General features: G+C 55.5%; 12 protein-coding genes. 10 read left to right on the forward strand and 2 right to left on the reverse strand.

Annotated elements, in window-relative coordinates; genetic code table 11:
• Positions 1-1,541, reverse strand: a 1,541-nt coding sequence (locus tag CH74_RS14435; RefSeq protein WP_048308237.1) for a methyl-accepting chemotaxis protein, incomplete at its 3' end; no start/stop codon positions are given.
• A gap of 226 nt (positions 1,542-1,767) precedes the next feature.
• Between CH74_RS14435 and CH74_RS14440 the strand changes: the two genes are divergently transcribed.
• Entirely contained in the window at positions 1,768-3,216 is a 1,449-nt protein-coding gene (locus CH74_RS14440; protein WP_253273085.1) for a phospholipase D family protein, read from the forward strand.
• A gap of 346 nt (positions 3,217-3,562) precedes the next feature.
• The gene (locus CH74_RS14445) at positions 3,563-4,030 is read left to right on the forward strand and encodes a TerB family tellurite resistance protein (protein ID WP_048308238.1); all 468 of its coding nucleotides are present in this window, start codon (positions 3,563-3,565) and stop codon (positions 4,028-4,030) included.
• Positions 4,031-4,053: 23 nt separating this feature from the next.
• Here CH74_RS14445 and CH74_RS14450 read toward each other — a convergent pair whose 3' ends face one another.
• On the reverse strand, positions 4,054-4,983 hold the full coding sequence (locus CH74_RS14450; RefSeq protein WP_048308239.1) for a YihY/virulence factor BrkB family protein: 930 nt from the start codon (positions 4,981-4,983) through the stop codon (positions 4,054-4,056).
• 266 nt (positions 4,984-5,249) lie between these two features.
• Between CH74_RS14450 and CH74_RS14455 the strand changes: the two genes are divergently transcribed.
• From CH74_RS14455 to dcd, 8 genes are all read left to right on the forward strand, one after another.
• Positions 5,250-7,343 (forward strand): bifunctional diguanylate cyclase/phosphodiesterase, encoded by a 2,094-nt coding sequence (locus CH74_RS14455; protein ID WP_048308240.1) that lies wholly within the window; start codon positions 5,250-5,252, stop codon positions 7,341-7,343.
• A 302-nt stretch (positions 7,344-7,645) separates the two neighbouring features.
• Positions 7,646-9,916, forward strand: a complete 2,271-nt coding sequence (locus tag CH74_RS20100) for an NADP-dependent malic enzyme (RefSeq protein WP_048308241.1) — start codon at positions 7,646-7,648, stop codon at positions 9,914-9,916.
• Between the two features lie 140 nt (positions 9,917-10,056).
• Positions 10,057-11,025, forward strand: a complete 969-nt coding sequence (corA, locus tag CH74_RS14465) for a magnesium/cobalt transporter CorA (RefSeq protein WP_048308242.1) — start codon at positions 10,057-10,059, stop codon at positions 11,023-11,025.
• 529 nt (positions 11,026-11,554) lie between these two features.
• Entirely contained in the window at positions 11,555-11,884 is a 330-nt protein-coding gene (locus CH74_RS18675; RefSeq protein ID WP_156181538.1) for a hypothetical protein, read from the forward strand.
• Positions 11,881-12,993, forward strand: a complete 1,113-nt coding sequence (locus CH74_RS14470) for a hypothetical protein (RefSeq protein WP_048308243.1) — start codon at positions 11,881-11,883, stop codon at positions 12,991-12,993. Before CH74_RS18675 ends, CH74_RS14470 begins: the two co-directional genes overlap by 4 nt.
• Positions 12,994-13,134: 141 nt before the next feature.
• A complete protein-coding gene (locus tag CH74_RS14475) occupies positions 13,135-14,349 on the forward strand; it encodes a Xaa-Pro peptidase family protein (protein ID WP_253273086.1) in 1,215 nt (404 codons plus the stop codon).
• Positions 14,350-14,460: 111 nt separating this feature from the next.
• Entirely contained in the window at positions 14,461-15,261 is an 801-nt protein-coding gene (gene apbC, locus CH74_RS14480; protein ID WP_172656346.1) for an iron-sulfur cluster carrier protein ApbC, read from the forward strand.
• 242 nt (positions 15,262-15,503) lie between these two features.
• On the forward strand, positions 15,504-16,070 hold the full coding sequence (dcd, locus tag CH74_RS14485; RefSeq protein WP_048308244.1) for a dCTP deaminase: 567 nt from the start codon (positions 15,504-15,506) through the stop codon (positions 16,068-16,070).
• Positions 16,071-16,185: the final 115 nt, after the last annotated feature.

The raw sequence follows: 16,185 nt of genomic DNA on the forward strand, positions 1-16,185 counted from the left end.
ACCATGGCGGCGTTCTGCTGGGTCATGCTGTCCATTTCCATCACGGCGGTGTTGACCTGGCCGATGCCGCTGCTCTGCTCCTTGGTGGCGGCGCTGATCTCGCCGATCACGTCCGTAACCCGGGCGACGCTTGCAACGATCTCCTGCATGGTCTGGCCCGCATTGCGCACGAGCTCCGCGCCAGACTTGGTATGAGAAGCCGAGGTGTCGATCAGAGTACGAATCTGCCCGGAGGCGTCGCTTGAACGGCTGGCCAGGGTGCGCACTTCCTGAGCCACCACTGCAAAGCCGCGGCCGTGTTCCCCGGCCCGGGCCGCTTCCACAGAGGCGTTGAGCGCCAGGATGTTGGTCTGGAAGGCGATGGCATCGATCATGGTAATGATCTCGCCGATCTGAGTAGAAGAGGTGTTGATGTCCTCCATGGTGCGTTCGACCTGACTCATGACCGCCTCACCCTGGCGGGCCACATCGGCGGTGGACTGCACCAGTTTGTTGGCCTGCTGAGCGGAATCTGCGCTGTGGCCCACGGTGGAGGTAATCTCCTCCATGGAAGCAGAAGTCTCCTGCAGATTGGCCGCGGCCTGTTCGGTACGTGTGGCCAATTCCTCACTGCCCTGGGCAATATCGCCGGCGGCTTTATTGACACTGCGGGTACTGCTGCGCACTTCTTTCAATGTATTTTGCATACGCTCGACGAAGGCGTTGAACTGGGTCGCCAGGTTGCCGATCTCGTCCTGACGCTCCACATTCAAGCGACGGGTAAGATCGCCTTTGCCTTCTGCGATGTCCTGCATGGCCGCCGCTGCGCGATGCATGGGCTTCAAGGTACTACGGGTCAGCCAGTAGGCAATCCCAGCGGCCCCAAGAAGTATCACAAAGGCGATTGTTGCTGACGCAAGCATCGAACGACGCAATTTGCCCATGATGAATGTTTCGGTCTGGGCCATGGCCGCATCGATGTCCGCAACGAAAACGCCAGCGCCCAACATCCAGCCCCACTTTTCGATACCACTGACATAGGAATACTTGACGGCGGTTTCATTACTTCCGGGGTGGGGCCAATAGTACTGGTAATAACCGTCACCATTCTCGGCGATCTTGATCATGTCCCTTATCAGGTAATTGCCTTTCTTGTCCTGCTTGTCGAACAGATTAGTGTTTTCAAGAGACGGTATGGTGGGGTGCACCAGATTGGTGCCTTGATAATCGTAGACGAAGAGGTGGTTGCCGTTGTCGAAACGCGTACTGCGCAGGATGCTCTTGGCAAGTTCCTTGGCTTGCACATCGTCGGGACCTGCACTTGTAAGAATAGGAGCAATGGCAGATTCGGCCGCTTCGATGACGCTACGCATTTCTTTCTTGCGTGCTTCGACCAGTGTCTCCCGCTGTTTGGCCAAGGTGGCTTCAGTCCCTTTGAGACGATTATAGGAAGAAAGCGAGACCAGCGTAATGGAAACGATCAGTAGCGGAAGCAAGACAAGCAAGAGCACCTTATTTTGCAAGCTCAGTAGAGATTTGCGACCAGATTGGGGGGATGACATGAATAACGCGCTCCTGAGATGACTTCGAGAATGAGTGGGTCTGTTATCGGCTAATGCCATCTCGATCTTGAGGACACGCGACAAGCGTCAGGTATAAAGGAAGCACGTACTCCATTCGTAAACCCAAGCATTGCGTGAAGTAGAGGTTTCGTTCTGCTGTTACTAGTTTGCTAATCCTGTACTATGCCGAAAGGGCGGTTACGGCTTAAGCAGCAGGAGCAGAGTGGTGGCAATTGGCAACAGTGTTGGCAAAAAGTGTTCTCGATTGCTGTTGTTGGCGCTACTTGCCTATCTCGGCATGGCGCTTTACCAAACGTTCAAGCCGCTGCCTCCAGGAATCAATACGGCCACGCCCTTGCGTCCCGTGGGGGAGGCCACCTTTCTGGGTGATGTCACCTATCTGGACAAGTGGGGCGAGCGTCAGTCCGAGCAGGTAATCTTTGACGAAATCCTGCGCTTGATCGGCCAGGCCAATCGACTCATCGTGCTGGACATGTTCTTGTTCAACGACTTCAGCGGCGCCGCCAGCGGTGATTTCCGCCCGTTATCCGCCGAACTCACCCGAGCATTGACCCAGCGCAAGGATCAGATGCCGGGACTTGAAGTGGTGCTGATAACCGACCCGTTGAATACCCTGTATGGCGGGCTCGAACCGGATCATCTCAAGGCCCTCCGCGCCGCCGGAATCAAGATCGCGATGACGGACCTGACCGAGCTTAGAGCCTCCAACCCGCTTTGGTCCGGTCTATGGTACTGGTGCTGTAGTTGGCTCGGTAACAGCGCCAAGGGCGGTTGGTTGCCGAACCCCTTGGGCAAAGGTGAGGTGACTCTGCGCAGTTATCTACAGCTGCTCAATTTCAATGCCAACCATCGCAAGACCCTGGTCGTGGATTCCGGAGACAGCTGGGTGGGGCTCGTGACCTCGGCCAATCCTCATGATGCCAGTAGCGCCCATGACAACGTGGCGCTGCGCTTCACCGGGGAGGCGGCGATCGATTTGCTGGAAAGCGAGCGGGCGGTAGTGGAGATGTCCGGTGGCAGCATTGATTTTGATACGCCGGCTCTCGAGACGACCGTGGAAGGCGATGGCTTGCGTATGCAGATATTGACCGAATCTAGAATCCGCAATGCGCTGCGAATTTCCATCGACAGCGCCGAACCCGGTGATCGCATCGATATTGCCGTGTTTTATTTCTCTCATCGAGACCTGTTGGCATCGGTCATTGCCGCCCATGAGCGGGGAGTGCGTATCCGCGTGCTTCTCGATCCCAACAAGGATGCCTTCGGTATTGAGAAGAACGGTATTCCCAATCGCCAGGCGGCAGCGGATCTTGATAAGGCCGGCGTGCCGGTGCGCTGGTGTGCCACCCTGGGAGAGCAGTGTCATACCAAGATGCTGCTCAAGCGCTCCTTGAGCGGTGACGCAGCGCTGATTCTCGGGTCGGCCAATTTCACCCGACGCAACCTCGACAATCTCAATCTGGAAACTAGCGTGCGCTTGAAGGGCAACACTCAGACCGCGGCCATCGTGGATGCGACGAATTACTTCAAGCGTTACTGGCGCAACAGTCAGAGAAAACTGCATAGCCTGCCTTATTCCATTCATGCGGATACGTCATCGCCGCGTTATTGGCTGTACCGTTTGATGGAATCTACGGGTCTGTCGACATTCTGACGCTCCGTTTAAAGATATATTAGGCATTGCCAAGCAATAGCTGGTATAGATTGCTTGGACAGAACGTTCTACAAAACACGCTTTCAGCATAAGGAACACGCTATGAGGAACATCATTTACATCGTTGGCTTGATCGTCATTGTATTGTTCATCCTGAGTTTCCTGGGACTGCGCTGAATAATCACCAACGAAGCAAAGTGTTTCATATACTTCATGCCGTCGCCGGTTCTCCGACGACGGCATGCTCGTTTTAAAGAGTGATACTTTCCAGAGACATTTTGCGGCGAACCTTCCGCGCCAACAGGGTCTAACAGGTGAACGTATCCACTGAGCCAAGGCTTTTTTTATGCTCACTACCTTCCAGCAGTTTTTCAATCGCGCACTCGTTATGCCCGCTCAAGAGCAGGACCGCCGCTTGACTCTGGAACTGGCCACGGCAGTTCTCTTTTGCGAAATCGTGCGGGCAGACTATCAGCGTGATCCCCGGGAGCTTGAGCTTTTAAAACTCAAGTTGCAGCGCCGTTTCGCCATGGACGATGCGGCGGTGAATGAATTGATACGGTCCGCGGAGGAAGAGGCAGATCAGGCGGTGGACCATTTTGAGTTCGTTCGCCTGATCAATGAGCATTACGACTACGACGACAAGGTCGTACTGGTCGAGCTGATGTGGGAACTCGCCTACGCGGACGACGAGCTGGATGCCTATGAAGAGCATCGCATCCGCAAGCTGGCGGATCTTTTGTTCGTGCGTCACAGCGACTTCATTCGTACCAAACTGCGGGTACAGGAAAAGCGCGGTGAAGCAAGTTCATGAACGAACGGCGTTGCCTTATCGATTTACACGTTTTTGTCATGAACGTTGCGATGATCTTCCGGCGCCACATACCAGGGAAGACGTGCGCGAGCGCTGCGCTCGAGTTCGGCAATCACCTGGGCGCCAAGCAGCAAAATAACGGCGCCTACCTCCAGGCTGAGTAGTAGAACGATGAGGGTAGCCAAGGAGCCATAAATGACGTTGACGAAAGAAATGTTGGCGAAATAGTAGACCAGAATGAAGCGGGTGATTTCCCATAGTAGCGCCGCGACGAAGCCGCCTATCAGAGCCCTTGTAGGCGAGATGCGTACTACCGGCATGATCTTGTAGATGGCGGTGAACAGCCCGATCATGCCGAAGAAGCTGAGCAGATTGAGCAGTGCCTTGGATAACAAGGCGGAGTGCACCTCGAAACCAAAAACCATGAGAAGTAATTCATTGAAGGCATTGGCGATGGCGACCAGTAGTGTCAGCGCCAGAAGCCCCGCCCCTAGCATGATCATGAACATATAAGGCAGCAGTGCCGATACCCAGAAACGCCGGTGAGTGGGAATATTGGGCTGGTGAAATATCAGGGAAATCGAATCCTCCATCATGCGAAAGGCGAAGGAGCTGAAGAACAGCAGCACCAGGGTACCGACGATGCCCACCACATCTCGTGATTCCAATAAAGCGTTGACTGCATCGAGCAGTATGTCTGCATGGGCAGGGGCCAGATGGCCGGCTTGTATCGAAATGATTTCCATCAGGCGCTGCGAGTCGACGATATGCGTCAATAGCACGGACAGCACGGCAAACAGGGGGATGGCGGAGAGCAGCACGTTATAGCCGACGCCCCCGGCAAGCAAGATGCCCCGGTTCTTGAAAAAGGCAGCCAGCACCCGAAGAGAGAATCGATATAGCTTGGGTGCAAGATCGATGATGCGTTCTTTGCTGCGTTCCCGTTTGCCCATGTGCCTCCCTATCAATCGTTTATCAATCCATTGCGACGAGCATGCCTTTCTGAGCATAGCCATTGTGACTGATATCCACATGGCTCAAACCGTGAATGATCTTACTCAATAAGCCTTTGCGCGGCATTAAAAGGGCGTAAGCGATGCTGTCTTGATTCAAGTTTCAGGCTCGATCTGCCGTTATAACGTTGGCGAGCGTCCGAAAGGATGAATTTCACGCATTACTGCTTCAGGGAATTGCAGTACGCCACCAATGGAATAGATCGATGACCGACGCCTACATCGGCTACGACCCGACACTGATCGCCCTGTCTTTGCTTGTTGCCGTCACGGCATCATTGGCAGGGTTTTATCTGGCTGCTCGGGTACGCACAAGCCAGGGGCTTGCACGAAAGCTTTGGTGGGCAGGCGGTTCTCTTGTAATGGGGCTTGGCATCTGGTCGACGCACTTCATCGGTACCCGAGCCGCGCCGGTCACTGCAGACTTGCCTCGGGATCTATTGCCGACGCTGGTCTCGTTGACATTCGGTGTACTGACTTCGGCGTTTGCCCTTGCCATCGTTCAGACACGCATGCTTGGTGCGTGCAAGATGCTGCTGGGCGGAAGCGTGATGGGCGTGGGAATAGCCCTGCTGCATTATGTCGGTATCGGCGCCTTACACGTTGGCGGTGCAACTTCCTACGATCCGCTGCTGTTCATGCTCTCCATCGTCATTGCCGTGAGCGGTTCCATGGGGGCGCTATGGCTCAGCTTTCGTCTGAAGCTGGAGAAAGGCAGCAGGATTTCACTATGGAAAATCGGTTCGAGTGCGCTGGTCATGGGGGTAGCCATCGCAGGAATGGTGTATACCGCCGTAGCTGCCGTGGAACTTCCCCAGCAGGGCGCTGCCCTGCAGATCGGCGCCACGGTGCCCGACCGGCTGGCGTTCACCATTGCCTTCGTGGCCATCGGCATCATGCTCATCGTGCTGATGCTGTCGGTTTACGATGCGCACCTTGCCTCAAACAATGCCCGTTTGGCAGCGTCGTTGCGCAAGGCCAATTACGAACTCAAGGCACTGGTATCCCGAGATCCGCTCACGCGGCTGCCCAATCGTTTGCTGCTCGAGGAGCGCCTCGATGCGCTGTTGGCTCGGGGCGGGCGTGGACCGGAAAAAGAGTTCGCCGTGTTCTTCGTCGATCTCGATCGATTCAAGACCATCAATGATTCCCTGGGCCATCATATCGGTGATGAGCTGATCCAACAGGTGGCCGCACGATTGAAGGTGGCAGTGCGCAATTCGGATATGCTTGCCCGGGTGGGCGGCGATGAGTTCATGATCGTCAGCGCCGAAAACACCGACAAGGCGAGCAGCGCCATGATCGCCCAGCGCATCGTGAGCTCCTTGGGCAAAGCCTTTCAAATCGACGATAACCTGATACGCATTACCACCAGTGTCGGCATCAGTCGTTATCCCGCGGACGGCGACGATAAACATGCGCTGATGATTCATGCGGATGCGGCCATGTATTTTGCCAAAGACGCCGGACGCAACATGTTCAAGTTTTTTGAATCCGGCATGATCTCCATGACCGAAAAACGAGCGCGTCTTGAAAGTCGTCTGCGTGACGCCATCGACAACGACGCCTTGACCCTGGCCTATCAGCCCAAGGTCAATGTGATCACCGGGGAAATCGCGGGAGTAGAGGCTCTGCTCAGATGGCACGATGCGGAGCTGGGTCAGGTGACGCCGGATGAGATCATTCCCGTGGCAGAAGAGACCGGATTGATTTTGCCGATCGGGGAATGGGTGCTGAAAACCGCCTGCCAGCAATCGATGGATTGGCACGCCCAGGGGTACCCGTTGCTCAAGATGGCGGTCAACCTCTCTGCCATTCAGCTCAACAACCGGAACTTCGTCGAGGTGGTCAAGCGAGTGCTGAAAGAGACCCAGCTGCCGCCTCATTGTCTCGAGCTCGAGCTTACGGAAAGCGCGATCATGCAAAATCCCGATCGCGCATCGATGATTTTGCGCCGCCTACGCAAACTGGGTATCGCGCTTTCCATCGACGACTTTGGCACCGGGTATTCCAACCTGTCACAGCTCAAGCGTTTTCCCATCAGCTGCCTGAAGATCGACCGCTCGTTCACCTCCGGGGTGAATTCCGATATTCAGGATGCTGCCATCGTCAAAGCCGTCGTGGCACTGGCCCATAGCCTGAATCTCGAGGTCGTCGCCGAAGGTATCGAAACCCAGGAGCAGCTGGCGTTCATCCGTGAAATCAAGGGACAGCAATATCAAGGCTATTTATGCAGCAAGGCGCTGTCTTCCGAAGATTTCCAGGCCTTCTTGAAGGCGCGCTTTCCGGTAAACGTTTAACCGAACATCCCTCAAAGCATAGTGTTTTTTCCTAGTGGTCCGGTGTTTCAGGCCACTGTCTTTTGCGTCTTCCAGTATTCCCATGTGCCGGACGAACTCAACCGGCGTCGCAATACCTCGGCATGTTGCGAAACAAGTGACTGTTTCCTAGGCTGATCAATAGGATTCCTGCAATTGAAGCTACCCCATGCTGGATATTGCTCGATGACTTCGCTCCGAACGCACCATGTACGCCCGGGCCAGCGCCTTACGAGGCCAGCTGCAGCGCCTGGAAGGCCCCTTTGCTGATAATAGGAAAAACCATGTCAGAACAAGATTTTAGAGAAGCCTCCCTGCGCTACCATCGTGAACCAACGCCGGGAAAGCTGGCGGTGCAGGCGACCACCCCGCTGCAAACCCAGCGTGATCTTGCTTACGCCTATTCCCCCGGCGTCGCCTACGCCTGTGAAGAGATCGTACGGGACCCCCTCGAGGCGGCGAACATGACCGCCCGGGGAAATCTCATCGCCGTGATTTCCAACGGCACAGCGGTGCTGGGTATGGGGAATATCGGCGCGCTGGCTTCTAAACCGGTCATGGAAGGCAAGGCGGTGCTGCTGAAGAGATTCTCCAATATCGATGTTTTCGATATTGAAATCGATGTGCAGGATCCGGAGGCAATGATAAACGTCATTGCGGCATTGGAGCCGACATTTGGTGGAATAATACTTGAAGACATCAAGGCGCCGGAGTGTTTTGTCGTCGAGAAGACGCTGCGGGAGCGTATGAATATTCCGGTATTTCATGATGACCAGCATGGCACTGCCGTCGTATCGACGGCGGCGGTGATTGCCTGGCTGCGCCTGTCGAAGAAGAAGATCGAGGAGGTCAAACTCGTCATTTCAGGCGCAGGCTCGGCCAGCATGGCCTGTGCCGACTTGATCGTCAGCCTGGGGCTGAAAAGAGAAAACGTGCTGATGTGCGACAGCAAGGGCCTGATTTATAAAGGCCGTGAAGAGGGCATGAACGAGTACAAGGCGAATTATGCCGTGGAGACCGACAAACGCACCCTGACCGATGCGTTGGAAGGAGCGGACATTTTTTTCGGCTTGTCCACAGGCAACTGCGTTACGAAAGACATGCTGGCGAAGATGGCGCCAGATCCTCTTGTGTTGGCAATGGCAAATCCGGAACCGGAAATCAGGCCCGAATTGACCAGGGAGGTGTGGCCTAATGCGGTGATCGGCACCGGCCGCTCCGATTATCCCAATCAGGTAAACAACGTCCTGTGCTTTCCTTTCCTGTTCCGCGGCGCCTTGGATTGCGGTGCCACGACCATCAATGAAGAGATGAAGCTGGCCTGTGCCAGGGCGCTGGTCGATCTGGCCATGCAGGAATCTACCGCAGAAGTCGCAAGAGCCTATTCAGATCAGACCTTGACGTTTGGGCCGGACTACATCATCCCGAAACCCTTCGATCCCCGCTTGATTGAAAAGATTCCGGTAGCGGTGGTGCAGGCAGCGATGGACACTGGCGTCGCAAGCCGGCCCATCGAAGATATGGAAGCGTACCGTCGCAAGTTGCATGCCTCGGTCACCCGCTCGGCGATGTTCATGCAGCCGGTTATCGAAGCCGCCCAGAATGCGCAAAAACGCCTGGTGTTTGCGGACGGTGAAAATCAGGAGGTCTTGCACGCAGTACAATCATTGGTCGATGAAAAAATCGTCCGGCCAATATTGCTGGGACGGCCCGATGTCATTCTGAATAAGATAAGTCAGCTCGGTCTGCGCCTGAGACAGGACGACGACATCGAGTTGGTAGACCCGGCCGATACGGACTCTCAGCCGATATATTGGCAAAAATATCATGCGCTTGCGGGTCGCCGTGGTGTCGATATCCCTACCGCTAAAGCTGCAGTACGGCAGAATACGACGATATTGGCGGCGCTAATGGCGCTCAACGGCGATGCAGATGGCATCATCTGCGGCAAGGCAGGGCGTTTTCAAACGCACCTGCGTCGCCTGCTTGATATTATCGGGCCAGTCCCCGGGCAACGCGTCTCATCGCTTAGCACCTTATTGCTTCCCAGCGGTCCGCTGTTTCTGACGGATTGTTTCATCGGCGTCAATCCGGACATCGATGAACTCGTTTCCATTACAAGTTCCAGCATCGAAATGGTGCAACGTTTCGGGATTACCCCACGGGTCGCGTTTCTGTCACATTCCAACTTCGGCACTTCCACGGTCGAAAGCGCGACAAAAATGCGCAAAGCGGCGGCAATTCTCCAGGAACGCTTTCCGGATCTGGAAATTGACGGTGAGATGCACGCAATGGCGGCGCTCAATCCGGACAACAGAGCCCCTATCTATCAACACTCGACGCTAAGCGGCGCGGCCAATCTGCTGGTGTTCCCCAACCTGGACGCCGCCAACATAGCGCTTGATTTGATCAGGACGAGCGCCAACGCGCTGCTGGTCGGGCCATTTCTTTCGGGGCTCGCGCTACCTGCTCATATTCTAGTGCCGCAAAGTACGGCGCGAGGAATATTCAATATCAGCACCTTGGCGGTAGCCGATAGCGCGAGGAGAAAATAGATCGCTGACCTCAGCGAACCAAACCACATTAATCATGCAACCCCCGATATCCATCACTCTTGAGCTTCTATTCTCGAACGCTTGTCGGGCACAATGAGTGCCCGCTTGCGTTCTCGCTTATGAATAAAGGAGTTGGGTCCATGATCGTCAACTGCGTGGCTTACCAGGAAGGTCGCAAGCTTGGCGACATCAATACGTCCGAGATTGCCGATTACGTCAATAAACCCGATTGTTTTGTTTGGGTGGCCTTGAGCGATCCCGAGCCCCAGGAGTTCGAGATCTTTCAAGATGTCTTCGATCTGCATGAGTTGGCGGTGGAAGACGCCTTGCATGGTCAGCAGCGCCCCAAGGTGGAAGAGTATGGCGCTGCCCTGTTCGTCTTCATGCGTGTTCTCGACATCAAGGAGGACGAGATACGGGAAGGCGAGGTGGCCGTTTTTGCCGGGCCCGACTATGTGCTTTCCGTGCGCAAACACACCCAGCAAGGGTTTGCCGAGGTGCGCAGCCGCTGCGAGCGGGAACCGGATCTGCTCAAGCAGGGGCCTTCCTTTGTGCTCTATGCCCTGATGGACGCCATTGTCGATCGTTATTTTCCAATGGTAGAGGTGTTTGAAGAAGAGCTCGAAACCATCGAAGAGCAGATTTTCATCAAGGACGCCGCGGCCAGAACCAATATCGAGCGTCTTTATCAGCTCAAGCGCAAGGTCATGACGCTCAAGCACGCGGTGACGCCCCTGGCAGAGGCCACGGTACATCTATTCGGCGGTCGCGTACCGATGCTCTGTGCCAACACCCAGGAATACTATCGAGACGTCTACGATCATTTGCATCGTATCGAGATGGCGGTAGACACTATCCGAGAGACCATCATCACGGCGATTCAGGTCAATCTTTCCGTGGTGGCCATCGATGAAGGTGAAGTACATAAAGCGTTGGCTGCCTGGGCAGCTATATTTGCTGTAGCCACTATACTGGCCGGTATTTGGGGCATGAACTTTGAATACATGCCGGAGCTTGACTGGAAACTAGGCTATCCTCTAGCACTTGGGTTGATGAGCGTTGCCTGTGGCGGATTGTATTACCGTTTTCGCAAGGCAGGCTGGTTGTAACACCCTCGTTCGATGAGTGAAATCACACCGTCAAGCCAAGCGAAAATCTGATGTAAGCTGTATGCTCGATAGAGAAGTAGTGCTTCATGATCAGTATGCGATAGAACAAGGGAGAAAAAACTCATGGCAGAATCGTCTGACAAGCCTGGCAACAATACGGATAAGTCAGGGAAGACTCTTAAAGATAAAGAGTCCGATAAAACCGCTACTGGATCGAATGACAAGCCGACTGGAGCGGACAAAGATACAAGCAGCTCGGGCACTTCCAGAGTCGGTAACGAGAAGACCGGCAACACTAGTAGAGTTACCGAGGAGCACGGTAACAAAGAGCCCGGTAGCAAAGGGCCCGGTAACAAAGAATCCGATAGCAAAAAGCCCGGTAGCAACGAGTCTGGCAAAGATACGACCGGTGCGCACAGCAATGTAAAAGCTGATGCACAACGGGATGCGGCCGCTGCGGCAGCCACTGCCAAAGGCAGCGGCGGGCCGGACAAGGACTCAACTGCACCCAACAAAAGCTCCACCACGAGTGACAAGAGTTCCACCGCGACTGATAAAGGGTCCACCACTAGTACGAGCAGTACCGGCACTGGTAGTACATCCGGTACTGGCACTGGAAGCGGGGCAAGCAAAGATACCGGCAGCGTCGGTGGCAAAGGAGCGACCGCTTCACAGCAAGGCGCCAGTAGCGGGAGCAGCAGTGCGGGCTCAAGCACTGGCACCGGCGGTTCGAGTACTGGCACTGGCGGTTCGAGTACTGGTGCCAGTGGATCAGGCGCTAGCGGCGCCAAGGCGACTACCGGGGGTTCCAGCACGACCAGCGGCGGGTCTGGTGGAAGCGGCGGCGGTAGCGGCATGAGTGGAGGCAGCGCCGGCGGGCCTTTCAAGGACAATCGGGTTCGTGCCGTCGTCATCGTGGCAGTCATTGCCATTATCGTTGCTATCTTCATTGCATCTAGTGCAAGCAGTCAGAGAGAGCAGTGGGGCAATGAGCGCAACGGCTATGAAGAGCGAATTGCGACGCTAGAAAGCAACAACGAGTCGCTTCAAGAGCGTAATTCCGAGTTTGAAAAAGCGTACTCCAGCGTCGAGGAAGCCGAGAAAAAACAGCAGGCGCTAGAAGAGCAGATTGCTCAATCTCAGGAGCAGCAATCTCAACTGCAATCGAAGATCGATCAGCTCAAACAGCAGGAAAAGGAGCAAGAGCAGCAGACTCAGAAGGTTGCCAGCAATCTCGAGTCCGTGCAGAGCCAGATGGATCAGGCGCAGTCTCAGCTTGATGACGTCACTCAGCAGCGCAAATCCGCTCAAGAAGAGCTCGATTCCATTCAATCCGAGTTGAAAAAGGTTCAAGACAAGATCGCCAAGGCCGAAGGTCGTAACGCTGAACTTGAAGAGAAAATCAGCAATCGTAACGAGCGGCTCGAGGGTCTGATTCAGCAAATCAAGGATAGCGAGTCGAAGCTGGCCGATACGCAAGGACAGACTGCCACTGCCAAGGAAAATCTCCAGCAGGTTCAGAAGTCTCTTGATGATATGCAAAAGCGTCAGCAGTCGCTGAAATCGAAAATTGATTCTGCACAGTCGCGTTTCGATGACTTGCAGTCGCAGATTCAGTCTCGTAACCAGCGCCTAGGTGAGCTGCAGGTACTTATCGTCAATGTGCAGCAGCAGCTGTCTCGCATCGAAGATATGAAGTCGTCGCTATCCGACTTGTCGCAGAGTGTTGAATCAGCTCAGCAAAAGGCAAGCGGTAGTCAACAAAGTGATCAGCAGGGCGGTCAACAAGGCAACAAGCAAGACAGTGATAGCCAGTCCTCCAAGAATCAATCGGATGATCAAAAGCAACAACAACAGCAACAGCAGCAAAAAAAGGGTCAGGAGCAGGAGCGTCTGCGCCCGCCCAATGAGAAAAAGCAAAACCAGCAACAGCAGTTATCTGACGAGCAGCAGAAAAGCGCTAGTTAGACTGCAAGCGTGAGTTGGCAACAGCCGACTGGCGCGATCCTCAAGAAACCGACCGGCTTAGACGCCGGTCGGTTTTTTTTATACGGCCAGATACATGGCACGGCGTTCCATCCTGTTAACGGCTACAGTGAAGTCACGTCAATGACACTCATCACGGAGCTGCGAGCCATGGATTTCAATGACTATCGACTCACGCTTCGAGAGCATATGGCCGGTAAGGAGTGTCCCTTTCCGGAGGCCGAGTTTCAGCGTCGTCACAAGGCTGTGCTCGAGGCCATGGAAGCGGCGAATCTGGATGCGTTGCTGCTCACAGCGCCCGCGGATATCTTTTATCTCACCGGCTACAGCACCTTCGAGGTATCGGTGCATACCGCCCTGGTGTTCAGCGCACATCATCTGGTGCTTCAAGTGCCCTCTATTGAAACCGGACCGGCAGTGGCCTGTACCCACGTCGAGGACATCCAGGGCTATCGCTGGGAAACCGTAGACGACATTCTCGAACCATTGACCCAGGCTCTGCACGAAGCAGGCACCCACATCGGGATAGACCCCTGGCATGGCTCCCTGCGCCACGGCATCATGAGCGGCCTGCAGTGGCGCTTGCCGGATCATCGCTTCAGTGATGCCGCCGGCCTTTTGCAGGGGGCTCGGATCGTCAAATCCACGGCGGAACTCGAGTGTCTGACCGAAAGCGCCCGGATTACCGGACTGGGTATCGAAGCGGCTGCGAAGGCCATAGGCGTCGGCATTACCGACAGCGAGATTGCCGGCATCGGTGCAAAGGCCCTGCATGCTGCGGGCAGCGAGTTCATGAGCATGCAGCCGATCGTGGTTGCCGGATCGCGCAGCGCCGTGATTCATCTCAATCATCAGCGCCGGTCAATCGCTCAGGGCGAGCCGGTGTTTCTCGAATTTGGCGCTGCCTGGAAGCGCTATACCGCACCGATGATGCGCACCGTGGTAGCCGGCGAGCCTACACCGCGCATGCATAAGGTATTCGATACCTGTCGCCGCATTTTTGATGCCATGCTCGAGGAGATGCGACCGGGCAGAGATTTCGACGCCGCCGCTCGAGCCGCCGAAAAGGCCCTGACGCCATTGGCTTCAGAAGTGTTTCATTCCGGGGTGTTCGGTTATGCGGTGGGGGCTCAATTCCCGCCCTCCTGGGTCGAGGGGTCGGGGTTTATCGCCCGGGATCAGCGCCGTCAGTTCGAGGAAAACATGGTCTTTCACCTGCCGCTGTGCCTGCGTATTCCTGGCGAGTGGGGCATTGGTTGCAGCGACACCGTGCGGGTCACCGAGAGTGGGGGTGTGCCGCTGACCGACAACCCCTGGTCACTGACCGCCGATCCCTGAAGAAGTTGACTGGAACGCTTGGTTATTGCCTGTTTTCGCGGGTTATACTGCAGGCATGCAAAGTGTCGTCAGCGCGGCACGAGGGATGACCGGATAAAGGAGTGAGATGTGATCGAAGGAGTCAAACATATCGTTGCCGTCGCCTCGGGTAAGGGCGGCGTGGGTAAATCCACCGTAACCGCAAATCTGGCTCTGGCCATGGCCGCAGAAGGCTATCGCGTGGGGCTGCTGGATGCGGACATCTACGGCCCGAGCCAGGCTCAGATGCTGGGGATTGGCCAGGGCGTACGCCCGCAGGCGGCGGGTGAGAATAGCTTCAAGCCCTTGGAGGCTCATGGCATCAAGGCGATGTCCATGGCGTTCATGGTCGATATCACCGAACCCATGGTCTGGCGTGGCCCGATGGTGGCCGGCGCCTTCCAGCAGCTGCTCAATCAGACCGATTGGGGCGAGCTGGATTATCTATTCATCGACATGCCGCCGGGCACCGGCGACATCCAGTTGACCCTGGCCCAGAAGGTGCCGGTCTCCGGGGCGGTGATTGTGACCACCCCCCAGGACATCGCGCTGCTCGATGCGCGCAAGGGTATCGAGATGTTCCGCAAGGTCAACGTGCCGGTATTGGGAATCGTGGAGAACATGAGTCTGCATATCTGCTCTAGCTGTGGTCATCAGGAACCCATCTTCGGTGAAGGCGGCGGCGAGCGTATCGCCGAGCAATATGACACTTCGCTGTTGGGCAAGCTGCCGCTGGAGCTCGCCATCCGTGAACAGGCCGATGGCGGCAAGCCGACGGTGGTGGCGGAACCGGAAGGTAAGGTAACGACGATTTTCCGCAATATTGCGCGGTCAGTGGTCGAAGGCGTCGAAAGCCAAAGCGAAGAAGGGCCAAGTATTTCTTTTGGCGACTAGGCGCTCGCGATGATCGCATGACTCTTTTGTAGGAGCTTGCTTTAGCGAGCGATTGACGTTTCAGGCGTTCTCAGCCTGATAACAAGCTCAGCAGTGACCGCTATCGCCCATTAAAATGGGCTCCTACTACTGCTTTCATCGCCTATCAACACCGCGCAGTTGAGATAACTTTTTAAACGTGCGAAGGGCCGTTATGATGACGGCCCTTATTTTATGATTGCGTGAATCTCAAGGACGCCCACATGAGTATCAAATCCGACAAGTGGATTCGCCGTATGGCCGAAAGCGACGCCATGATCGAGCCTTTTGAGGCGGATCAGGTGCGCCACGTCAATGGTCAGCGGGTGATTTCCTACGGGACGTCCAGCTACGGCTACGATGTACGCTGCGCCGATGAATTCAAGGTGTTCACCAACATCCATTCGGCGGTGGTGGACCCCAAGGCATTTGATGAAAAGAGCTTCGTCGATATCAAGGGTGATGTCTGCGTGATACCCCCCAACTCCTTCGCCCTGGCCCGTACCGTGGAGTATTTCCGTATTCCCCGCAGCGTGCTGACCATCTGCCTGGGTAAATCCACCTACGCGCGCTGCGGCATCATCGTCAACGTGACCCCGCTGGAGCCGGAGTGGGAAGGGCATGTGACCCTTGAGTTCTCCAACACCACCAATCTGCCAGCCCGTATCTATGCCAACGAGGGCGTGGCCCAGATGCTGTTTCTCGAATCCGATGAGATCTGCGATATCTCCTACAAGGATCGTGGCGGCAAATATATGGGGCAGAGAGGCGTGACCCTGCCTCGCACCTGAGAGGCTCTACCGCGCATGGTAATCTCGTCTATGCTGAGGTGAAACGGCGTTTCTTCACCACGAGCATTGCCAATGACCAAATTGTCTTCTTGTCGCTTCGGAGGTGGTTGTTTTT

Source organism: Halomonas sp. PR-M31, from assembly GCF_001039575.1.
GTDB lineage: Bacteria > Pseudomonadota > Gammaproteobacteria > Pseudomonadales > Halomonadaceae > Modicisalibacter.